This is a genomic window from Billgrantia desiderata (assembly GCF_900108215.1).
GTDB lineage: Bacteria > Pseudomonadota > Gammaproteobacteria > Pseudomonadales > Halomonadaceae > Halomonas > Halomonas desiderata.
Genome location: NZ_FNVC01000024.1, coordinates 14,843 through 36,819 on the forward strand (window position 1 = coordinate 14,843; position 21,977 = coordinate 36,819).

The window sequence follows — 21,977 nt, forward strand, 5'->3', positions numbered from 1 at the left end:
TGCTTGACTCCGTACCAAGCTACGGAAGTAACCTTATCGTAGCTCCCCCCATCCCGAAAGGAGAATCGTCAATGCGGACATCTAAAACGGGGCGAGGGCCCCTGGCCGCCGGAGGAGTCGCGGCCCTCCTGGCCTCGGCGTGTTGCCTCGGCCCGCTGGTGCTGATCACGCTGGGCGTTTCCGGCGCCTGGATCAGCAATCTGGCGGCGTTGGAGCCCTATCGCCCGCTCTTTATCGGCGTCGCGCTGGTGGCGATGTTCTTCGCCTGGCGTCGCGTCTTTCGGCCAGTGGAAAAGTGCCAGCCGGGAGAGGTGTGTGCCGTGCCACGGGTCAGGACGGGCTACAAGGCGATCTTCTGGCTCGTATCGCTGCTGGTGCTAATCGCCCTGGTATTCCCCTACATCTTGCCCCTGTTCTATTAAAAGGAGATCTACCATGAAAGCTCGTTTCGCCTTCATCGCGCTACTCGCCCTGCTCAGCACGCCCGCCTTAGCGGCCCTGCAGACCGTGACGCTGTCGGTGCCGGGCATGACCTGTGCCGCCTGCCCGATCACCGTCAAGGCCGCCCTCAACAAGGTGGACGGCGTCTCGCAAGTCGACGTGAGCTACGCGGATCTCGAGGCCGTGGTCACCTTTGACGACGCCCGAACGTCGGTGGAGGCATTGACCGAGGCCACCATCAACGCTGGGTATCCATCAACCCCGACATCCTCGCAAGCGGATCGAGAGTGATCATGAAGAATCCCAAGCCCCTGCTGCGCGTGAGCGTGATCGGCACCGTCCTGGTGGCATTGTGCTGCTTTACGCCGATCCTGGTGATCCTGCTTGGCACGGTGGGCCTGGCGGGGCTGACGGGCTATCTCGACGTTGTGTTATTGCCGGCCCTGGCCTTCTTCATCGGCCTGACCATTTATGCGATTTGGCGTAAGAAGCAGTTCGACGCCTGTTGTGACAACGGCTCTATCAAATCAAGGAATACGCCCCCTGAGTGACATCAAGCAGCTGCACATCGCGGTCATCGGGTGAGTTGTTTACGAGCTTGCCCGCCACGGTGAAGGAATAAGCGTGAAAGATTCGCAGAAATTTTTAAGCGTCGTGCTTGGCACCGGGTTGATGGTGCTGTGTTGCGCCGCGCCAATCGCCCTGGTGCTATTCGGTACGGCGGGCCTGGCCGCGTTGGCAGGCTATCTCGATTACCTGCTGTTTGCCGCCCTGGCCATCGGCTTACCTCTCTACGCGCGATACCACAAGCGGAAGCAGGATGCCGGCTTTACTAATGAAGACTCGGAGAAACGTGATGATTGAACTCAACGTGAGTGGCATGACCTGTGACCGCTGTGCGGATCATGTCAGGGAAGCCCTGGAGAAGCTGCCCGGCGTGCAGTCGGTGGAGGTATCCTATCCTCAGGGGACGGCATCGGTAGCCGTTGATCCGGAGACACCGGCCTCGGCGTTGACGTTTGCCGTGACCCGACTTGGCTACCAAGCTCGACTGGCCAACAGTGGGCCCACTTCCCCGGCAGGCGCATCGGTGTCCAAGGGCCGTGATGAAGACGCCCCGCACATCGCGGTGATCGGCAGCGGCGGCGCCGCCATGGCGGCGGCCCTGAAAGCCGCCGAGCGCGGCGCCCGGATCACCCTGATCGAACGCGGCACCGTCGGCGGTACCTGTGTCAATACAGGCTGTGTGCCTTCGAAGATCATGATTCGCGCGGCCCATATTGCCCACTTGCGTACGGAAAGTCCCTTCGATGCAGGCCTGAGCGCCCAGGCGCCGGTGGTGGATCGGGCCAAGCTGCTCGAGCAGCAGCAGCGACGTGTCGAGGAACTGCGTGACGCCAAGTACGAGGGGATTCTGCGCGACCACCCGGCCATCACGGTCCTGCACGGCGAGGCCCGGTTTATCGATGCCCATAGCCTGATGGTCAAGCTGAACGAGGGCGGCGAGCAGGTCGTCCACTTCGACCGCGCCTTAATCGGTACTGGCGCCCGACCGGCAGTACCGCCGATCCCGGGTCTTGCCGACACCCCCTACCTGACCTCTACCAGTGCGCTGGCCCTGGACACCCTTCCCGAGCGGCTGATTGTGATCGGCGCCTCGGTGGTGGCCCTGGAACTGGCCCAGGCCTTCGCCCGGCTGGGCAGCCGGGTCACGGTGCTGGCCCGCAGCCGCCTGCTCTCCCAGGAAGACCCGGCGGTAGGGGATGCGGTGGAGGCGGCGTTTCGCCGCGAGAGCATCGAGGTCCTCAAGCAGACCCAGGCGAGCCGCGTGGACTACACCGACAATGAATTCATTGTCGACACCAACGCCGGCACCTTGCGGGCGGATCAACTGCTGGTGGCCACCGGACGGACACCCAATACCGAGGCCCTGAACCTGGCGAGCCTCGGCGTGGAAACCGCACGTGGGGCGATTCTGGTCGATGAGCATCTGCACACCACGGTGCCGGGGCTCTATGCCGCCGGTGACTGCACCGATCAGCCGGAGTTCGTCTATGTCGCCGCCGCCGGGGGCAGCCGGGCTGCCGTCAACATGACCGGGGGCGAAGCCACCCTGGACCTGAGCGCCATGCCGGCGGTGATCTTCACCGACCCCCAGGTGGCCACCGTCGGCCTGACGGAAGCCGAGGCCATCGAGCAAGGCTTCAGCGTCGATACCCGCGAGCTGGACCTGGAAAACGTGCCGCGTGCGCTGGTGAATTTCGACACCGGTGGTTTCATCAAGCTGGTGGCCGAACGCGACTCGGGCCGGTTGCTGGGGGTGCAGGCGGTGGCGGGGGAAGCCGGTGAGCTGATCCAGACGGCGGTGATGGCGCTACGCGCACGCATGACCGTACACGACATCGCCAATGAGCTATTTCCCTACCTGACCATGGTGGAAGGGCTCAAGCTCTGTGCCCAGACTTTCACCAAGGATGTGACGCAGTTGTCCTGCTGTGCCGGGTGAACGATATGAGCGCGACCGTGGTGCCACTGGGCGGCGGCACCACGGGTTTTGGGCATGGACACCACAGGGAGCTCTGTCACGATGAACACGATACTACCCGATTGCGGGATGATGGGGGCGATGGGCTGGATAATGCCAGTGATCGGAATTGCCCTACTATTGCTGCTGGTCCTGGGCATCGCCTGTTTGGTGAAGTATCTGCTCTCTAGCAAGTGAGCGTACTGAGCGAGCCATCAACCAGCTAATCCGTTGTGGGTTGAGTTTGTCGGCCACCTTTCTCTCTCGCATACCAACCAGATAATCCGGATACCCGTATTGAAAAGGTGATTATAGACCCAAGTTTTCCCGAAGAATCTGATCGCGCAGGACGCCATTCGATTTTTCCGATAAAGCCAGCTTCCGCTCAACAGCGAGAATGCGAGCGGCCAGCTCAGCCTTTGTCAGGCGCATCAAATAATGCATACGTCGCCGCTCCGCATCGGTGGGTCTTTCCACATCGCTGTTCAGTAGGCGTCCAATGGTACGCCGCCTTCGAACGGGTTGAGCAGCTTCCTCGTATAATTGGCAGCATTCAGGATTTCGAAGAATGGTGGATTCGGAAATCCCCATTCCCGTATCGGAGAGTTCACGCGACATTCTCGCAATCCGTCCCAGCGTCACAGGACTGCCGGTCTCCTGTAGCCGGCTGATTGCTTGACGCACGATCGCCACGCTTCGATTGCGACGTTGCTGATGACTGCGTTTCAAACCGGCCATTGCAGCCTCGGAACGTGCCTTACTGGATTGTCGCGTCATCCCTCCTTCCTCCCGATGGTCAGTATGACGGGGTCTGCTGCCGCCTGATCAGCTCGCTCAAGAAGTTCCATCTCGGCCAGCACATCATTGCAGCTCGCCATGGCTTCCTTTGCCTTGCGCTCTTCAGCGGGCAGATTCTGTGCTTCCGCCATTTCCGCCATCTGCGCACAGGCCTGCCGGTAGATGATGACTTGGTCACGCTTGCGCCAGTCGGGCGCATTCCCGGCACAGCCGATGCAGGCGAACTTGATGGGACACTGACTGGCCACTGTGCAACGTCCACCGATAACCGGGATCAGTGCACCCACCTGCTCCTGCGCGGCTTCGACCTGCCGCCGGATTTGCGCTGGGGATCGTATGTGGGTACGGGACAGGTCCACACGGCTTTCAAAGATCTTCCGTTGCAGCTCCACCAGCCTGGCCGGCGTCGGCTGGGAATAGTATTCGGTCACTCGTATATCTCGCTGCTTCATGAGGAGTGCGATCACATCCACAGGCGTGTTCAACGCCCGCATCTCCGTGGCAAAGCCGTGACGCAGCAGGTGGGAAGTGACCCGCACGGCCTCACCGTCAGGCGTTTGCAGCGAGATACCGTGCAGCATGATGGACATCGTCGCATTGATGTCCTTATGGCTGAAATGTCTTCCGGCGTGCTGCCATAAGTAGGGCGCCGGTCGAAGTTTATGCCGCAAATTCCTAGTAGCAGGGATGGTCTCCAGGCTCTGCTCCCGCTCTCGCTGGAACTTCCACCAAGCGTGTAGCGCTCTCATGCAGCGCTCGTCAATATAGTAGGGCTCTTCTGCCCGGCGTCCCTTGGGAATTGCGCGAAAGGCGATCGCTTCACGGCCCTTGGCGAGCAGCACTCGTGATAGATGCTCCTGACTCAACCTGATTTGCAGGAACTCGTTCATGCGAGCCCCGGTCTTGGTCATGATCTGAATGGCCGCATGCCCGACGAGAGCGCCAAGCTTGAGCGCATCAAGTGGAATAAAGAGCATGCCAATATCTCGCGAGATACGTTCCAACCAGTTATTGGTTGATGCTCCCCAAGTCGATTGTGGAGGGAGCTGAAATGAGCTTCTCGAGTAGCCATTTCGCGTCAGAAAATCAGGATCGACAACCTGAGAGCGCAGCACATTCGCCTGCAGCAGTTCGATGAACCAATAGGGCTCTACAGCATCAGCGTCATCACGGGCATGGCCGCCCTCATAGCTCAGGAAGTAACCTGCCTGGTCGCATACCGCCGCACGCATGCGCTGACGCTGATCCTGATGATAGTAGAAGTCTTCTGCCACGGGCTCATGCACAGAACGCAATGTCGCTGCGTCCCAGAGCCTGAAATGCTGCTGTGTCGGTCGAGTGCGGCCTGAGGCCGATACCGTCTCATCGGTGATCGAGAATGATATCGGCAGGGCCTCTCCCTTCCGTTCATGATGGGCAATGGCATCTCGGAAGGCTGTGTACAGTCGCTCGACCTGAATGCATCGACGCTCGGCTATATCACGGAGCAGATAGAAGCGATCATGTACAACGGCGGTAGCGGCCTTACGGCGCATCCTCTGCTCGGCTCTTACTTCTCTATGAATAGTGGAGCGGTGCCAGAAGTGGTCATCCTTCAGAGCAATGAGTTTCCAAGGCGCTACGGCCCGGCGCTGCTCGGGTGTCAACTTGAGTAGGTAATCCTCTTGTTTGCGCAGCAAGCGGAAATAGGTCTGCAGAAATCGGCCGCGCTTGGGCGTACCCTCTTCCGGCAATACCTCACCATCATGGTATCTTTGATAGAACGCCTCGGGGTCCAGCTCATCGATATCTGCAAGTTCCAACCGTTTTAGATAGCGCGACATGCTGGCAAAGAAGGTGATGTCGTTACGTCGGTTGCCATCGGCGAAGGTCATGACGAAGAATGCCACATCCCGTAGTTTCGGTTGCGAAATGGAGTGGATCATTCGGCGCTGGGACTCATTGAAGGGCCGCCCCATGGTCGGTGATTCCAGAAAGGTCAGCGGCAGGTGGTGGAGTGCCGGTGTTACTCTGTCAAGCACCATCTCCAGAGTGATCTCCTTCCATACCCGCAATGGCCTGGCCTGATGCCCCGTCTCTTCTTCCCAACGCCGGATTTCTTGTTTAATGTGACGATCATTGTGCTCGGAAATCCGCAGTACCTCGCTGTAGGCTACCGTATGTCCCTCGCGGTGTAGGTGCTCAATGGTCAGACGTGTGAGCCGCGTGAGCACTTCACGTGAACGCCGCGTATTGGGAAGCGAATAGCGAAAGGTATTGAAGTCCCGACGCCAGCCCTCATAGGCCTCACGACTGTCGACCGGGGTGCTCAGGAGTTCATCGGCCAATGCTGCCACGTAATGGCGCGAATACCCCGACACGGTGGCTACGCTGTACCCGAGGCACCGGCTGATATCGGCCAGCTTGAAGGGAGTGCCGAGCCGGCGACGACGGTCCAGTTCCGCCGTGATCGATTCGTTTCGCTGGTTCAGCGCATGATTTTCGCCCACGAGGACGGTGGTACCGTAGGTGTCGAGAGATTTCCAGGCAACCGTGCGCGCTACCTGATGACCGGTCTCCTGCTCCCAGAGAACCAACTCCTCATTGAGGATCCGTCTTCGCCCTCCCGTAATGGCTTCAACTGCGTTCACCGTCATCAACGTGTTCTCGCGATGCAGTTGTTCGATGACCAGCCGCACAAAGCGTCGGAACAGCACCGGACCACTTGTTGTGCGCGTAATAAAGGGGCGAAAGGTGCGGTAGTCACGTACCCAGCGTTCATGAGCCTCTCGGTTCTCGACCACCGTCTGCAGCAACTCCGCTGCCAGGTCACGAACATAACGCTGGGTAACGCCACTGATCGTCTTGCGATCGTAGCCGGTAACCGCCATCACCTCCCGATTCACGAAGGCCTCACCCCGCTCGCGTCGACGATCAAGCTCGGCACGTATCGTAAGCCGCCGATGCTCCGGATTGGCGCGGTGTTGCCGGGCCGGCGGCGTCATGGTTTCAGCATCTCATCTAACATTCGCTGGCTCTCGGTAAGTGACTCGGGGGGAGAAGCCGGCTGGGAACGGCGAGCGCGATCATGCCGGTGCTCACGTTCGATGCGAGCATGAATGCGATGAGCCAGCTCCGGCAGATTATGTCGGCAGATAGCTTGGTCATAGATTGGCAGCATGTCGCTTTTCCAGGCCATGAGTTCACGTAGGGCACCACGCAGGCTCAGCAGTTCCTCAGCGGATCGGGCACGCTGGTGGATGTCGTTGAGCGCCTGTGTCACGAACCAGTGGCGGACCTGATGGCAACGCACTTGTAGGCCGGCGGCGTTGAGAGCCGGTGCCCAATAGTCGCGGCGGAAGTGGTCCGGGTTCATTGATGTGCCACGTCGAGTCAGGAACAGCGGAAGGTGATGAAGAGCTTCCACAGGCAGTGTAGTGAGTTCCGCCAGCCCATACCCTCGGGGATCTAGCCGAGCACGCTGCTCGTCCACATAGTGTCGCAGGACCTTGGCCGTGCGGTCGGTAATGAACAGCCTTTTCACTCGGCGTCCATGACTTCCCTTGCTGATCGACAACATCTCTCGCATAAAACCACTCTGCACCCAGTCCGCCACGCTGAGTTGACAAGCCTCGTGCACACGGCAGCCGGTATCAAAAAGGATACGTACCAGGCCGGTTTCGCGTAGTGTCCACCCCCACTGCTCACCAGCTGACATGACCCTGTTCATCAGGGCCGGTTCATCCAGGATCTCGGGTAACCATTGATTCCCCTTCAGCCGGAAGTAACTGGCGGAAAGGCGCATCTCTCGAACGCCGTCTACGCCACTGTCAGCCGGCATGGGCATTCGACCATGGGCATCGACAAACACCTGGAGTTGCCGGCGGCGCTCCTCCTCGATGTATCGGCGGGCACCGTCGGCATCCATCGGATTGCCATGGTGATAGCGACCGTGCTCATGCAGTACCGTGTAGAACGATCTCAGCGCCGCCAGGAGCCGTTCCAGGCGCCGGCCAGTCTGCCAAGTCGGTTCGATCCGACGGGTTTCGAATCCGCAGCGATCTCGACCCAACGCCACGATGCACTTCATTTCCGAAGCGAGGAAGAAAGCCAACAGTGCCCGCACCTGAGTAGGTGGACCAAGCAACTGCCAACCCTGTCGAAGCACGACGGGATGATCTGCCGCCCAGGAAGCAAAGGAGACCACTTCCCTCGTGTAGGCTCTTGCCGTCAGCGATGCATGATGACGCACGGACAGGCAGGCATAGAGGGTCAGCTCCGGGTGCGGTAACCCATCGCGATCCACCACATGAAAGGGATAGCAACCTTCGGCATGCAGGACTCGATAAACCGGCATAAACGGTTACCTCCCCAGAGCCAAGAATACTGTTGCTACCTGCACATGTCCGATGACTGTACTACAGTAGCTTTGATGAGAAAGAGTCCACTCTGGAGTATAGAGCCAAGCTGGCGAACCGTGCCGCCAAGAAGCTACCGGTCTACCAGGGCGTTTGCATACTTCACGCCGGCAGCGCGGAAACCCGCCATCTGTTGCAGAACACCGCGCTGGGCGATGTATGGGGGGTGGGCCGGCGGCTCGTGGAGCGCCTGGCCCTGATGGGCATCAAGAGCGCCTGGGAGCTCGCCCAGGCCAACCCGAAGGAGATCCGGCGCCACTTCTCGATCACTCTCGAGCGCACCGCCCAGGAGCTGCGCGGTGTGCCCTGTATCGAAATGAGCGACCTCGATGAAGCCCGCCAGCACATCATGACCAGCCGCAGCTTCGGCAAGCTCACCGGCAACCTGGACGAGATTCGCGAGGCGATCCGACAGTACGGCCAGCGTAGCGCCGAGAGGCTGCGCCGCCAGAACGGCCTCGCCAAGGCGGTGCTGGTCTTTCTCAAGACCAACCCACACCGGCAGGACCTGCTGCCACACTCACCGAGCCTGGTACTCGAACTGCCCCGCCCCACCGCCGACAGCCGCGAGATACTGCATGCCGCCGGTAACGCCCTGGAGCGGATCTATCGCAAGGGTCACCTGTACCAGAAAGGCGGCGTGATGCTGCTCGACCTGATCGATGCCGACCGGCAGCAGCTCTCCTTACTGGATACGCCCCAGAGCGACGCCGAGCGGCAGCGCAGCCAGAAGCTGATGGACGTGATGGATGACCTGAACCGCAAGATGGGGCGCGATACGGTGAAACTGGGCATGCCCACCCCCGGGGCGGCGTGGCATTTGCGCTGCGCCCATCGCTCGGACCGGAGCACGACACGCTGGGATGAACTGCCCAAGGCCAGGGCTCTATAACGCGAAAACCCGGCCGTGAGGCCGGGCTGAATCTTCGCTTCCTTTCCCACCTTCCCGAGCATAATGCTCGAGCATCCCTGGTCTGAGCAATCCCTGGCTCTGCCTTCCCTGTGGGGCTCTCCGTTGCCCCGATATCCATAAGGTAGCCGCTCCAAGCGGAACATGGTTTAACGCACGATATGAAACGGTGTAAGACATTGCCGCTTCGCTTTGTAGGAAATATCTTACAAAGCACTTTGGCAGGCGGCCCGCACCGCCCTCATCCCGATTCTGCACTACCCTCCACAGTGAATGGAGCGACATCTATGGAGGGCGACATGGACAAGGCCGTGATCGACGTGATCCGCGAGAAGGAGCAGCTACCCGACAGCATGAGCGACAGCGAAATCGCCCGGGAGTACAAAGGGACCTATACCGCCGCACGCGCCGCGGTGAGCCTGGAGCACAAACCGCTCGACCAGGTGCTGGCAGACGCCATGGCCAAGGTGCTCCCGTTCATGAGAAAGAAGAAGTAGCGCTGCTGGGTGGGTGACATCGCTTCGGCTGCGCGTTGTTGCAGGGCCTACCGTTGGCCCTGCTCGCCGGCCAGTGATCTATCAGCTCGGCATTCAGGTGAGGCAACCGTCACGTCAGGTCGTTCAGCTCCACGCCCAAGACCTCAGCGATCCGCTTCAGCACGCTCAGCGAGCCGGCTTTCTTGCCCGACTCGATCTCCGACAGATAGCCCTGACTGATACCTGCCTTATCGGCGAGTTCGCCTGCACGCATGCCGCGATGTTCGCGGAACACCCGCACCGGCGCCACGCCGTCGAGCAATGCCGCGACGACAGTGGACGGAAAGGTCTCTTCGCCCGCATCGATGCGGGCTCGGGCCTCGTTCGCCGCTTGAATGTCATGATAGTTTTCCGCCTGCTCAAGCAGCTTGGCGTAGTCCTGCTCGCTCAGCACCACCAGGCGCTCGCCAGTGGGTGTCAGGATGAACTGTGGTGTACCCATGCTTCTCTACCTCATACTCGTCAACGATAGACGTCTCCGTGGGCGCCGACTTTGAGCACCAACAGCACCGTGAACCACGTCACAGATGCTCGTGGCGCGAGCAGCGTAGGCGTGCCCGCCAGCGCTCAGCGCTCTACGACACCGACTGACTACTCATCAAGTGAATCTATCGTGGGCTCGTCATGTTTCATTCGCTTCTTTAAAGCGTTTAACAAGTAAACAACGGTTCCAAGCATGGCAGAGAAAAAAAAACAGGTCAGGATGAAGCCAATCACGGCAGAACCAGGGTTGTTGATATCTAGGCCACCGACCAGAAGACCTAGAACAGCCATGCCTATAGCACAGAGCAGAGCGCTGATGGAGTCTTCGTCGGTTCTCGCTCGCATGGTGAAGCCAAGCACTAGTCCCAAGAGGATGTACAAGGGTTCATGCCGCCCGCTTTGCACCATGCGAACAGCATATAACCAGTCGTTTAAAATCAAGCTGATGTAGGACACCACAATTACGAAACCCAGCACTAGCAGGTTGAACTTCATTTCATTACTCATAAGTGATTTCGCTCATGGTGATGGCTTACGGGTTCGTGTCTGCTTATCCACTACAGCCTACCAGGAGCTGCAGCGGCAGTCTTACTAGCGCCACAACGACCAAACCGAGAAATCAGATCTGTACCTCCTCACCCGCCGCGACGGCGACCAGCATCACACCACCAGCCACGACAGCGACAACTGTGTGATCGCCCAGTGGCACGACTCCAACGACGCCGCGATTCACGGTGTCATCGATACCGAGGAGAACCCAAAGCGCCTGCAATCCGTCTACGCCAGTCAGGCAGACGCCCTGGCCGCCGCCGCCAGCGCGGCCACGCCGAGTTCGCCCTGGTGCTGGCCAAAGGCGACCCGCTTCTGATGCTGAAAACTCCGGTGCGCCTGCGCGGCTGGAAAGGAGAGATCGACGCTACGCCCTGGATCCGTCACCCAAGTGACTCACTACCTGGGTTATGAGGGCCTTACCAGCAGCGTGCAGATGGTGATACGTTTTAAAGCCAACCTGGTTGCTCAGTACGGTTCATCCAACCACCTCTGGACGAAACAGAACGCTGTACTAATCTTTGCTTTGGGTACCCTTATACCAACGCGCTTGGCCAGCGCATTGACCAGGAGGGTTTAGTCATGCCCATGTATGAGCTGAACTGTGCCGATGGCACTGACTGCCACTGTACCAAGACTGTCAAGGTTGCTATCGACGTAGAGGGCCTGACTGAAGACCAGCTAGAAGAGATCGAAGATGAAGGAGGTACCGAACTCACCAAGGAACAAGTGGAAGCCAGCCAAATCATCTTGGATAAGGAGGCACTCGAGCATCTAGCGGAATACGACACGGTCTACATACGGATCGATGTAGATCATACCTGCAGCCCCTGCGGCTCCGATCAAACCTACGACGACGAAGGAAATAACATCTCAGCAGAGTAAGCGCTCATCCTCGTATCGGCACATTGAAAAGCCCCTGCTCATTCTGAGCAGGGGCTTTGGTATGGCACCTCTTTCATCCCTGGCGACCGCAACGAATCGGCCGCATGGCGAAGCGCCACAGCCAGACTGCCGACTCATCAGTACCGCGCCCATGTTCAATGTCTGACGAGCCTGTAAGAGATCGTTGGCATTTACCGGTTAAGCGTCTCACGGGGAACCGCCGGGTAGCAATGAACTGATAAGTTCAGGCAAATTCCAAGACGCCCAAGCAAGCAGTCCATAGGAAATACCTGCGATGAATAGCGCCACATAGAATGTCTGGCGACGCTTTCTGATGGGTTCAAGAAAGCGGCTCTGTTTATCGGCTTGCGAAGAGTAATGCTGTAGTACATCGAGCCATGTCTCACTCTCCCTGCTAGCAAGGGTAACATCGCGCAGGTGGGCAATCGCCTGAAAGATGAAAGACAAAACCAGGAAACCCGCTAGCAACTTGACCAGTAGGGCCAGCTCATTGCTTTCCAATAGCTCCTGGAAGTTCTGTCGATCGAACCTCGCAATGAATGAGAAGGCGATGAACACCAGCATACCGAGCGCATCACGGGTTAGTGTACTGACGAGATCCCGTACCTTTGCCGCGTATAGATCAGCTTGAGCCTTCATGTCCTTCATCAGCTCGCGGACTTCCTTGTGGTAGGCATCCTTGCGATCGAGAATAACGAAAGCGTAGCTGTCACGCGCTTGGTGTAACGCAGCTTCAATATGGTCTTCCATTCCAGATAAGAGCGACTGACCGCGTTCGATATCGATCGACAGCCGGTCCATCAATAACCCAAGCCGAGTCTCGGGTCGCTCTTGGTATACCCAGGAAACCGCTTCGATTAATCGCTGCAGCGTATCGGAGCATACTGACTGATTGGCGTCGCATATTGGCAAAGAAAGACGCTTGGTGCCCTGCAGTGTGGCTTCGTAGGAACCATCGACACACCGCAGCTCTTGGACGAGACAGGCCGACAATACACCTGCGCTCAATGTGACCAAGGGCGCCACCTCAGGACTATCGAATTTTCCCCAGGTCAGAGCATAAGCCTTGGGACAAACCCGCAGCGCCTTGGTGGCATTGATGTGTATTAAGCGATGTACATCCGCAGGTTCTGGCAAGGCTACTTCATCAATGCTTGGGGGCGATCCCTCGGGCGGCATTACCCAAAGCAACGGGCCACCAACACCATGTGAAAGCCCATGAACCCGTATCGTTGTCGGGCTGGAAAAATCAGGGACATTGCCAGCAGGCTGTAGAAGAGGGTCCCAATCTTTAAGCCACTGATGGAAACCATCCAAGCTAAAAAATATTAGCGTGGTCTCGTTCTCTCTCGCCTGCAAAAATTCAGCAATGGGTGTCTTTCCCAACACTAATCGCCATGGGCTATCATCGTAAAAATCACTCTTTAGATCATCTGGATCGATACTCTCATTGGTATCAGCCGCCCAAATCGTTGGCGGTGACACTTCCAGTTGTTCGACAACCGCTAAGGTATGAGAAAGCTTCGCTCGAACCGACTCATTCAGCGATTCCCCCTCAACAATCAAGCGAAAGCTCTCTTCAATCGCCTGCGAAGCATGCGAGCGTAGCTTCTCAATGGCCTGTAGCAGATCCACCACAGTGGTCATAGCAACTAGCCTTTCGGTATCAGCTGATGAGTTTCGATGGTAACGCGCGACCTCCCACTATCCAAATGCTCAATCAGCATACCTACTTGCTCTGGGGTCCCTTCATAGGTGATCGTGACGCCTTCGGATGTTTCGTAGACTTGCTTGCGCTGCGCCTTGGGAAGGGAATCGGGGCGCGGCCGGAAGATTTGTCCGGCTATTCCAGCCTCGGCCAGAGCATCCCGAAGAGACCGCACCTGTTCGGCCTTCCTTTCAGGGTTCGCATCCCGTACCACGGTGTCCAGGAACGCATCCGTATCGAAGGCATCATGGTCGTTGAGGTAGTTGAGGGCTCGCCCTCGATACGTGTTCACATCCTCACCAGGGGGTAGCTGATCTTGCGGTATATCCTTTGCCCACTTACGTACCGTCTGATATGCCGACCTTGTAAGCGCTGAGTCTTGTTGACGTTCGATTACCCCAAGAAAAGCTTGATAATAGTCACCCAGCACCGGCTTCTTTACTCGATCGAAAGCCAGCACATCCCATGCAAATCGATCAGTAGAATCTATCAAGGCACTCTTCTGGATTGCGCGTTTGTTTTCGTTAAGTGCATTTGGAACCTCGTCGACAATAGCGACTCGCCGCCCCTCTATATCTTCATATCTATAGGTGAAAGATTCCTGCTGATCCATCTTTACCAAAAACACCAGCTGCTGCCAGTCGTGCGCGTTGGCTAAATACTTCACCACCGAGACGATGAATACGCCTGCCGACATATTTCCACCGTGGAGGCGCGCAAACTCTTGGGTCATTTGGTAAGAAAGCTCTACGAAACCATCTCGATCATCAATCAGTCGCTGACTCTGCTCATGTAAATTAACGGCATTTGGGTCAAAAATGTATTGAGTCCCTTCGGCGATATCGCGCAGTCGGTCGAGGAAAAACGCTTTCTGTTTGTCCTGCAAATGTACTTCATCAAGCTTTACGACCTTTCCCGGGGCATCGGGATCGATAATATGAAAAATAAAGTCAACTATCTCCAGGGTATCACGCTGCCCCTGCGTAAGAACGCCTTCCAATGGTTGACCTGCCATGTGTACACTCCTTATTTTTTATTACCTGCGAACGCTTCAATCCAGCATCTCGCCACTTGCGAGATTTCACTAATATGCTCTGGCTACGGCGCTGCTGCGCCACTCACCGCCAGCAGAAAACCCCTTCCTGCCGAATGTCGCGGTTGGCCAGGCGCCCTCCAGCAACTGCCCACGCGCCCCGATACCACTCCCCAACCGCACGCCAACAACACCTCTGCTCTGGGCGCGCCGCTCCTTCTTGCGTACAATGGCCGGCCATCTCATTTGCTCCCTGCTTCTCGTCACGCTGCGCGCCATGCGGCGTCCGGCGAGCCGGTTACGTATCGATACCTTACCTCGTTGTCTCGATAGTACCGAACGCAGGCACGTGGCGAAATGAGCCGGATCAAACGGTAACGACGGCAGGACCTCTGGAGGCCATAGATGAGCAACACGACTGGAAACGACCCGCTGGCTCGGGCGCGCCGGTTTTCCGTGGCCCCCATGATGGACTGGACGACCCGTGATTACCGGGCCTTCGCCCGCACCCTGACCCGTCAGGCGCTGCTCTATACCGAGATGGTGACAACCGGTGCCATTCTGCACGGCAGCCCGCGGGAGCGCTTTCTCGGCTACGACGAGGTGGAGCATCCCATCGCGCTGCAGCTGGGCGGCAGCGACCCGGGCGAGCTGGCGGAGTGCGCGGTAATTGCCGAGGAATGGGGCTACGACGAGGTGAACCTCAACGTCGGCTGCCCCAGCGACCGGGTGCAGAACAACATGATCGGCGCCTGCCTGATGGGCCACCCGGAGAAGGTGGCGGCAGCGGTGCGCGCCATGCGCGAGGCGGTGAAGATCCCGGTCACGGTGAAGTGCCGCATCGGCATCGACGACCAGGACGAGGATGCCGATCTGGAGCGCTTCATCGCCCAGGTGGCGGACGCCGGCTGCGAGGTGTTCATCGTGCATGCGCGCAAGGCGTGGCTGCAGGGGCTCTCGCCCAAGGAGAACCGCGACATCCCGCCGCTCAACTACCCCCGTGTACACCGCCTGAAGGCCAGCCGGCCGGAGCTGCACATCGGCATCAATGGCGGCATCAAGACGCTGGACGAATGCCGTGAGCAGCTCGATTGCGTCGACAGCGTGATGGTGGGCCGCGAGGCCTATCAGAACCCCTGGCTGCTGGCCGGGGTGGACCGGGCCATCTACGGCGTCGAGGGGCCGGCCGAGAGCCGCCACGCCGCGGCCAGGGCGTTCCGCCCCTACATCGCCCGTCGGCTCGAGGAAGGCGCCAAGCTCAACCACGTGACCCGCCACCTGCTGGGCCTGTTCCAGGGCCAGCCGGGCGGGCGCCGCTTCCGTCGCCATCTCTCCGAGAACGGCCATCTGGACGGCGCCTGCCTGCGGGTGTACGACGATGCACTGAGCCTGGTGCCGGAGCGGGAGCCCGCCGAAACGGCCTGAGCGGGGTCAATAGAGCGGGTCGGGAGGCGGCTCGAGGCTGGAGTGAAAGGTCTCGATGGCGCTTTCGGCCTCTTCGATGGCGTCGAAGCGGGCGATGTGGAACAGCGCCTCGCCCTCGTTGGCCAGTGGCAGCCGACTCACGCCGATCACGATGCCGTCGGCCATGGCTTTCACACTGGCTTCGGCGTTGCCGAAGGGGTCCGCCACCTTACCCAGCACGTCGCCCTTGCTGACCCGCGCGCCGAGGCGCACCTTGGGCCGCAGGATCCCGTCGATGGGCGCCCGCGCCCAGCTCGAGCCGTTGGCCAGCTCGGCGGCCGGTGGCTGCCGACGGCGATGCTCGCCCGCCAGCATGCCCAGCCGCCGCATGACCCGCAGCACGCCCCGCACCCCCGGGGTAATCGCCCACTCGTCGAAACGCAGCGCCTCGCCGGCCTCGTAGGTAAGCACCGGGATGCCCCGTGTCTGGGCGTAGTGGCGCAGGCTGCCCTCGCGCAGTTCCGCATTGAGAATCACCGGCGCGCCGAAGGCGTTGGCCATGCGTTCGGTCTCGCTGCCCGGGCTCAGTTGGGCGCGGATCTGCGGCAGGTTGGTGCGGTGAATGGCGCCGGTGTGCAGGTCGATGATGTGGGTGGCGTGATCGACGATCTGCTCGCGAAAGAGAGCGGCCACCCGCGCCCCCAGCGAGCCCGTCTCGCTGCCGGGAAAGCAGCGGTTGAGGTCGCGCCGGTCGGGCAGGTAGCGGCTGTGCTGCATGAAGCCGAACACGTTGACGATGGGCACCGCGATGAGGGTGCCGTGCAGGCCCTGGATCTGCTTGGAGCGCATCAGCCGGCGTACGATCTCGACGCTGTTGATCTCGTCGCCATGAATGCCGCCGCACACCAGCATGACCGGCCCCTGACGACGCCCGTGCACCACTTCCACAGGGATGTGCAGCGGGGCGTGGGTATACAGCCGCGCCACCGGCACGTCGACTTGAAGGCGACTGCCGGGCTTGATGGTGGCACCGGCGAGTTCGAAGGGTGCGCGGGGCATGGCCTTGATTCCAATACGAACAGTGTTCGCTCTGTTATACCCTGCCCCACCGTGGAATACGAGCGTCACGGGACACGACCATACATGGATGAAGGTAAGACGTGCGGCGCTACGATAGAATGGCGCTAAAGCGAGGCCTGAGGAGACACCACACACCATGGCGCGACGTACCAAGGCGGAAGCCGCCGCCACCCGCGAAGCCCTGCTCGATGCCGCGGAAGAGGTGTTTCTCGAGCGCGGAGTGGCACGCACCTCGCTGGAGCAGATCGCCCGTGAGGCCGGCGTGACCCGTGGCGCCGTCTATTGGCACTTCAAGAACAAGGCCGACCTGTTCCGGGCCATGCTGTTGCGGGTACGCATGCCGTTCGAGGAACTGGTCGAGGAGATCGGCGATCCGGGGCTGGCCGAGCGGCCGCTGGAAGCCATTCGTCAGGCCTGCCACCGCGGTTTCGCCCGCCTCGAACAGCCGCGCTATCGGCGCGTACATGCCATCCTGATCCACCACTGCGAGACCTTCGGCGAGATCGATCCGCTGGCAATGCAGAACGAGATTGCCCAGGAGGCGTGCGGCGCTCTCATCGAGTACTTCACCGCCGCTGCCCGCATGGGCCATTTGCGTCACGACCTGTCGCCGGAAGTCGCCGCCCGGCTACTGCAGGCGACCCTCGGCGGGCTGTTCCACGACTGGCTGCGCAATCACGAGCACTTCTCGCTGGTCGAACGCGGCACGCAACTGGTCGATACGCAGCTCATGCTGCTGGCAAAGGCGCCGGAGTCGCCCTGACCCCGGCGCCAGGCCGAACATCATGCCCGGCTTGCCTTGCCCTCTGCGTTGCGCTGGCTGCGCTCACGCCGCCAGGTAGCCAGATCTTCCATCACCTTGTAGGCCAGCGGCACGAAGATCAGCGCCAGCGAACTGGCCATGATCATGCCGCCCACTACCACGGTACCGATCTCCTGACGGCTGTTGGCCCCCGCTCCGGTGGCGAATACCAGCGGCAAGGTGCCGATGATGAAGGTCAGTGCCGTCATCAGGATGGCGCGGAAACGCTGCTGGGCTGCGGCCAGTGCCGCATCGAAGGAGCTCATGCCGGTGCGTCGGTTCTGCGCTGCGAACTCAACGATCAGGATGGCGTTCTTCGCCGCCAGGCCTATCAGCACCAGCAGTCCCACCTGGAAGTAGATGTCGTTGGGAAAACCGCGCAGCATGGCTGCCAGCGCCGCTCCCAGCACGCCGAAGGGTACCGCCGTGGCCACCGCAATCGGCAGGGTCCAACGCTCATACTGGGCGGCCAGGATGAGGAACACCATCACCATAGCCAGGCCGAAGGCGAGCCCGCCCGCACCGGCGGCGGCATCGAGCTGGTAGGCCTCTCCGATCCAGCCCAGCGAACTGTTGGCATCGAGCACCTGGGCGGCGACCTCTTCCATCGCCTCCTTGGCCTGGCCGGTGGTGTAGCCTGGGGCCGCATCGGCAAGGAAGTTGACCGCACTGTTGACGTTGAAGCGGTTGATGATATCCGGCCCGCTGGTGCGCTCCAGGCTCACCAGACTCGAGAGCGGCAGCATCTCGCCGTACTCCGAACGCACGAAGACCTTGTTGAGATCCTCAGGCTGGCTGCGGAACTCGCCCTCGGACTGCAGGTTGACCTGCCAGTTGCGCCCCGCCAGGGTGAAATCGTTGACGTAGAGCGAACCGAAGGTGCTCTGCATCGCCTCGAACACCTGGTTGATCGGCACGCCCATGGCCCGCGCCTTCTCACGGTCTACCGCGGCACGATAGCGGGGAATGCCACTGTCCAGGGTGATGCGCGCGTTGGTCAGTTCCGGTCGCTCGTTTGCAGCGGCACTGAGCTGCTGACCGAGCGTTTCCAGCTCCTCGGTGGTCACATCGCCACTCACCTCGAGGTAGCCCTCCACCCCGCCGGTGAGAGAAAGTCCCATGATCGGCGGCGGGGTGAAGGCGATCACCATCGCCTCGGGAATACCAGCTCCCATACCGATGATGCGCCCGGCCACGGAAGCGGCGTCCTGCCCCGGCCCGGTGCGATCGCCCCAATCGGCGAGGTTGGCAAAACCGATACCCGCGTTGGTGCGCAGCGAACCCGCAATCATGTCGAAGCCCGCCACCGTGGTGAACTGATCCACCTCGTCCATGCCCAGCAGCATCTGCGTGATCTGGTCGCGCACCGCTTCGGTACGCGGCAGCGCCGAGGCCGGCGGCAGATTGTAGACCACCAGCGCCGTACCCTGGTCTTCCTGCGGCACCAGGCCGGAGGGTAGGCGAGTCAGCGAGAACAGCGTCAAGGCGATCACACCGATGAACAGCACCATGCCCAGCAGCGCATGGCGCAGCAGCTTGCTCACTAGCCAGGCGAAGCCGTTGGTGAGCTTGTCGAAGGCGGCGTTGAACCACTGGAAGGGCTTGGCCACCTCGTGCTTCTGCTTGTCGAGCATCAACGCGCACATGGCCGGCGTGAGCGTGAGCGCCACCACGCCGGACACCACTACCGAAATGGCGATGGTCACGGCGAACTGGCGATAGAGCTCACCGGTGAGTCCACCCAGGAAGGTGACCGGCGCGAATACCGCCACCAGTACCAGGGTCGACGACACCACCGCTCCGGCGACCTGCTTCATCGTCTCCACGGCAGCATCCCGCGCCTTGAGCCCCTGCTCCTTGATCAGTCGGTCGACGTTCTCCAGCACGATGATGGCGTTGTCCACCACGATACCGATGGCAAGTACCAGCCCGAACAGGGTGAGCATGTTGATGGAGAAGCCCAGCGCCAGCATGCCGGCGAAGGTGCCGATCAGCGACACCGGAATCGCCACCACCGGGATCAGGGTCGCACGCAGGTGCTGGAGGAAGACGAAGGTCACCACCACCACCAGCGCCACCGCGATCAGCAGCGTGATGAACACCTCACGAATGGAGATCTCGACGAACTCCGTGGTGTCGTAGGGCACGACGTACCCGACCCCCTCGGGGAAGCGCGAGGACATGTTCTCCAGTGCCTCGTGCACCGCCGTGGCGGTATCCAGCGCGTTGGCGCCAGGCTGAAGGTACACCCCCATGGGCACCGCGCCCTGGCCGTTGTAGGTGGCAGAGAAAGCGTAGCTCTGTGAGCCCAGCTCGACACGTGCCACATCGCCCAGACGCAGGGTGCCACCCTGCTCGTCGGCGCGCAGGATGATGCGTTCGAACTCCTCCGGCTCGGACAGCTGGCCCGGGGTGGAAACGGCGAAGGTGAAGGCCACTTCCTCCGGGGCCGGCTGCGCGCCGATGCTCCCGGCGGCGAACTGGGCGTTCTGCTCGCGAATGGAGGCGGCTACGTCGGAAGGCGTCAGGTCGTACTGCGCCAGCTTGTCCGGCGAGAGCCACACGCGCATGGAGTAGTCCTGGGCGCCAAACAGCGAGGCATCGCCCACCCCGGGCAGACGCACCAGCTCGTCGAGCACGTTGAGCAGAGCATAGTTGGAGAGGAATAGGGGGTCGCGGGAGCCATCCGGCGAATACAGTACCGGCACCATGAGCATGTTGGTGGAGCGCGCCTCGACGCGCACGCCTAGCGTCTGTACCTGCTGCGGCAGACGTGAGAGGGCGGCCTGCACCCGGTTGTTAACGTTGATCGCTGCCTGGTCCGGGTCGGTGCCCATCTCGAAGGAGACGGTGATCTGTAAACTGCCGGCATCGGTGGCCGTCGATTCCATGTAGAGCATGTCGTCGACGCCGTTGATCTCCTGTTCCAGCGGGGCGGCCACGGTCTCGGCGATCACCTGAGCGCTGGCACCGGGATACTGCGCCTGGACCACGACCTCGGGCGGCACCACGTTGGGGTATTGCTCCACCGGCAGCGCGCGCAGCGCTGCCGTACCCACCAGCACGATGATGATCGAGATGACCGAGGAGAAGATCGGCCGGTCGATGAAGAACCTGAGCATTACGCCTCCTCGTCGGTCTCGGCTTCGGCTTCCGCCGCTGAGGCCTCGGCCTCTTCGGCCGCCTGCTGAGCCTCTTCGGGGCTCAATTCATTGACCCGAACCGGCATGCCATCCTGCAAGCCCACCAGACCGTTGACCACGATGCGCTGATTGGCCTCGAGGCCGGTCAGCACCACCTGGCGTCCGTCGACGACGGGGCCGAGCTCCACGCTCCGCGCGTGAACGGTGTCGTCTTCGACGATGAAGACACGCGCTCCCTGGGGCCCCTGTCCCACCGCCTGCTGGGGAATCAGAAAGACGTCTTCGAGCTCCTGTACCAGCACGCGAACACGCACGAACTGCCCCGGTACCACTTCTCCCTGGGGGTTGGGGAACACGGCACGGGCCGACACGCTGCCGGTACGCGGATCGATGGTGCTGTCGGTGAAGTCCACCACTCCACTCTCTTCGTAGGCGTGGCCGTCGGGCAGGGTCAGCAGCGCCTCACGCTGCTCGGACTGGCCGTTGGCGGACAGGGCGCGCCGGGCCGCTCGCTGCAGAGCGGCATCGCCCTCGGGCAGCGAGAAACGCACGTGCACCGGGTCCTGCTGGGTCACTGTGGTCAGCAGTGTGCCCCGCTCGATCAGGCTGCCCTCGGGGAAACTCTCGAGCCCGGTCATGCCGGCCAGCGGCGCGCGTACCTCGGTGTAGTCGAGGTTGAGCTCGGCAGTGGCCACGCCGGACTCGGCCAGAGCGTAGCGCGCCTCGGCCAGCTCGCGAGCGGAGAGCGCCGAGTCGCGCTCGCGCTCGCTGACGGCGTTCTGCTGGAACAGCGTCGAGATACGCCGCCACTCGCGCTGAGCCTGGTTCAGCTCGGCCTGGGCATTGGCCAGCTCCGCCCGAGCCCGCTGCAGCTCGATCTGGTACGGCTCAGGGTCGATACGGAACAGCGGCTCGCCCGCTTCCACGACCTGGCCTTCGGTATAGAGTCGTTCTTCCAGGATGCCCTGCACACGAGCGCGCACTTCCACTTCACGCGAGCCGCGCACGCGGGCGGCGTACTCCTCCACCACGTCAACCGAACGCGGCTCCACGCGCTGTACGTAGACGTCGGGCGGTGGACGTCCGCCAGCGCCAGCGGGGGCACCGTCGTTTCCATTCTGCTCGCACCCTGTCAGCAGGGAGACCAAGAGGCCGACAGCCAGTATCCATTTCACGGGAAGGCGCGCTCCCGGAAGTGACAAATGCATATTGGATCTCCGCTGGATATCGTGGTTCGTCAGAGCAACACGCCTTGTAGCAGGG

22 protein-coding genes are annotated in these 21,977 nt (G+C 60.9%); 12 read left to right on the forward strand and 10 right to left on the reverse strand.

The genetic code is table 11. The features are described from left to right. Nucleotides 1-71: 71 nt before the first annotated feature. The 6 genes from merT to C4S71_RS22920 all read left to right on the forward strand — a co-directional run bounded on the left by merT (nucleotide 72) and on the right by C4S71_RS22920 (nucleotide 3,163). Complete coding sequence (merT, locus tag C4S71_RS18010) at nucleotides 72-422, forward strand: mercuric ion transporter MerT (protein WP_027965778.1); 351 nt, start codon at nucleotides 72-74, stop codon at nucleotides 420-422. Between the two features lie 13 nt (nucleotides 423-435). Continuing rightward, nucleotides 436-732, forward strand: a complete 297-nt coding sequence (gene merP / locus C4S71_RS18015) for a mercury resistance system periplasmic binding protein MerP (RefSeq protein ID WP_022519794.1) — start codon at nucleotides 436-438, stop codon at nucleotides 730-732. Between the two features lie 2 nt (nucleotides 733-734). After that, a complete protein-coding gene (gene merF / locus C4S71_RS18020) occupies nucleotides 735-992 on the forward strand; it encodes a mercury resistance system transport protein MerF (RefSeq protein WP_033988342.1) in 258 nt (85 codons plus the stop codon). 73 nt (nucleotides 993-1,065) lie between these two features. Beyond that, entirely contained in the window at nucleotides 1,066-1,305 is a 240-nt protein-coding gene (gene merF / locus C4S71_RS18025; RefSeq protein ID WP_027965777.1) for a mercury resistance system transport protein MerF, read from the forward strand. Next, on the forward strand, nucleotides 1,298-2,947 hold the full coding sequence (gene merA / locus C4S71_RS18030; protein ID WP_082051506.1) for a mercury(II) reductase: 1,650 nt from the start codon (nucleotides 1,298-1,300) through the stop codon (nucleotides 2,945-2,947). The genes merF (C4S71_RS18025) and merA overlap by 8 nt, the downstream gene beginning before the upstream one ends. 81 nt (nucleotides 2,948-3,028) lie before the next feature. Next, on the forward strand, nucleotides 3,029-3,163 hold the full coding sequence (locus tag C4S71_RS22920; protein ID WP_255408533.1) for a hypothetical protein: 135 nt from the start codon (nucleotides 3,029-3,031) through the stop codon (nucleotides 3,161-3,163). Nucleotides 3,164-3,274: 111 nt separating this feature from the next. On the opposite strand, the gene C4S71_RS22370 is transcribed toward C4S71_RS22920, so the two are convergent. From C4S71_RS22370 to C4S71_RS18040, 3 genes are all read right to left on the reverse strand, one after another. Then, complete coding sequence (locus tag C4S71_RS22370; protein WP_140162521.1) at nucleotides 3,275-3,742, reverse strand: hypothetical protein; 468 nt, start codon at nucleotides 3,740-3,742, stop codon at nucleotides 3,275-3,277. Then, nucleotides 3,739-6,648 carry a site-specific integrase gene (locus C4S71_RS18035; RefSeq protein WP_160113392.1) on the reverse strand — a complete coding sequence of 970 codons (2,910 nt, stop codon included), beginning with the start codon at nucleotides 6,646-6,648 and terminating at the stop codon, nucleotides 3,739-3,741. Before C4S71_RS18035 ends, C4S71_RS22370 begins: the two co-directional genes overlap by 4 nt. Before the next feature lie 95 nt (nucleotides 6,649-6,743). Further along, entirely contained in the window at nucleotides 6,744-8,099 is a 1,356-nt protein-coding gene (locus C4S71_RS18040) for a site-specific integrase (RefSeq protein WP_086511096.1), read from the reverse strand. Nucleotides 8,100-8,293: 194 nt separating this feature from the next. Here C4S71_RS18040 and C4S71_RS18045 point away from each other — a divergent pair, with 194 nt between their 5' ends. Beyond that, nucleotides 8,294-9,052 (forward strand): DinB/UmuC family translesion DNA polymerase, encoded by a 759-nt coding sequence (locus C4S71_RS18045; protein WP_235014619.1) that lies wholly within the window; start codon nucleotides 8,294-8,296, stop codon nucleotides 9,050-9,052. Nucleotides 9,053-9,369: 317 nt separating this feature from the next. Continuing rightward, nucleotides 9,370-9,567 (forward strand): hypothetical protein, encoded by a 198-nt coding sequence (locus C4S71_RS18050; RefSeq protein WP_026038227.1) that lies wholly within the window; start codon nucleotides 9,370-9,372, stop codon nucleotides 9,565-9,567. A 109-nt stretch (nucleotides 9,568-9,676) separates the two neighbouring features. Here the strand turns inward: C4S71_RS18050 and C4S71_RS18055 are convergent, their stop codons facing one another. Next, a complete protein-coding gene (locus C4S71_RS18055; protein WP_103970100.1) occupies nucleotides 9,677-10,048 on the reverse strand; it encodes a helix-turn-helix domain-containing protein in 372 nt (123 codons plus the stop codon). Nucleotides 10,049-10,197: 149 nt separating this feature from the next. Further along, nucleotides 10,198-10,584 carry a hypothetical protein gene (locus C4S71_RS18060; RefSeq protein WP_103970101.1) on the reverse strand — a complete coding sequence of 129 codons (387 nt, stop codon included), beginning with the start codon at nucleotides 10,582-10,584 and terminating at the stop codon, nucleotides 10,198-10,200. A 196-nt stretch (nucleotides 10,585-10,780) separates the two neighbouring features. Here C4S71_RS18060 and C4S71_RS22525 point away from each other — a divergent pair, with 196 nt between their 5' ends. Next, the gene (locus C4S71_RS22525) at nucleotides 10,781-10,957 is read left to right on the forward strand and encodes a hypothetical protein (protein ID WP_160113411.1); all 177 of its coding nucleotides are present in this window, start codon (nucleotides 10,781-10,783) and stop codon (nucleotides 10,955-10,957) included. 263 nt (nucleotides 10,958-11,220) lie between these two features. After that, nucleotides 11,221-11,523 (forward strand): hypothetical protein, encoded by a 303-nt coding sequence (locus C4S71_RS18065; protein ID WP_103970102.1) that lies wholly within the window; start codon nucleotides 11,221-11,223, stop codon nucleotides 11,521-11,523. A 207-nt stretch (nucleotides 11,524-11,730) separates the two neighbouring features. On the opposite strand, the gene C4S71_RS22375 is transcribed toward C4S71_RS18065, so the two are convergent. Further along, nucleotides 11,731-13,191 (reverse strand): hypothetical protein, encoded by a 1,461-nt coding sequence (locus tag C4S71_RS22375; protein WP_146064626.1) that lies wholly within the window; start codon nucleotides 13,189-13,191, stop codon nucleotides 11,731-11,733. A gap of 5 nt (nucleotides 13,192-13,196) precedes the next feature. Continuing rightward, on the reverse strand, nucleotides 13,197-14,267 hold the full coding sequence (locus tag C4S71_RS18075; protein WP_103970104.1) for a nucleoid-associated protein: 1,071 nt from the start codon (nucleotides 14,265-14,267) through the stop codon (nucleotides 13,197-13,199). Between the two features lie 423 nt (nucleotides 14,268-14,690). Between C4S71_RS18075 and dusA the strand changes: the two genes are divergently transcribed. Beyond that, entirely contained in the window at nucleotides 14,691-15,710 is a 1,020-nt protein-coding gene (gene dusA, locus C4S71_RS18080) for a tRNA dihydrouridine(20/20a) synthase DusA (RefSeq protein WP_103970105.1), read from the forward strand. Nucleotides 15,711-15,716: 6 nt separating this feature from the next. Here dusA and C4S71_RS18085 read toward each other — a convergent pair whose 3' ends face one another. After that, nucleotides 15,717-16,748 carry a succinylglutamate desuccinylase/aspartoacylase family protein gene (locus tag C4S71_RS18085; protein ID WP_103970106.1) on the reverse strand — a complete coding sequence of 344 codons (1,032 nt, stop codon included), beginning with the start codon at nucleotides 16,746-16,748 and terminating at the stop codon, nucleotides 15,717-15,719. Between the two features lie 157 nt (nucleotides 16,749-16,905). Between C4S71_RS18085 and C4S71_RS18090 the strand changes: the two genes are divergently transcribed. After that, nucleotides 16,906-17,532, forward strand: a complete 627-nt coding sequence (locus C4S71_RS18090; protein WP_103970107.1) for a TetR family transcriptional regulator — start codon at nucleotides 16,906-16,908, stop codon at nucleotides 17,530-17,532. A gap of 20 nt (nucleotides 17,533-17,552) precedes the next feature. On the opposite strand, the gene C4S71_RS18095 is transcribed toward C4S71_RS18090, so the two are convergent. Continuing rightward, nucleotides 17,553-20,693: an efflux RND transporter permease subunit gene (locus C4S71_RS18095; RefSeq protein ID WP_086511110.1), complete on the reverse strand. Its 3,141-nt coding sequence runs from the start codon at nucleotides 20,691-20,693 to the stop codon at nucleotides 17,553-17,555. Then, complete coding sequence (locus tag C4S71_RS18100) at nucleotides 20,693-21,889, reverse strand: efflux RND transporter periplasmic adaptor subunit (RefSeq protein ID WP_234277644.1); 1,197 nt, start codon at nucleotides 21,887-21,889, stop codon at nucleotides 20,693-20,695. Before C4S71_RS18100 ends, C4S71_RS18095 begins: the two co-directional genes overlap by 1 nt. Between the last annotated feature and the right edge of the window lie 88 nt (nucleotides 21,890-21,977).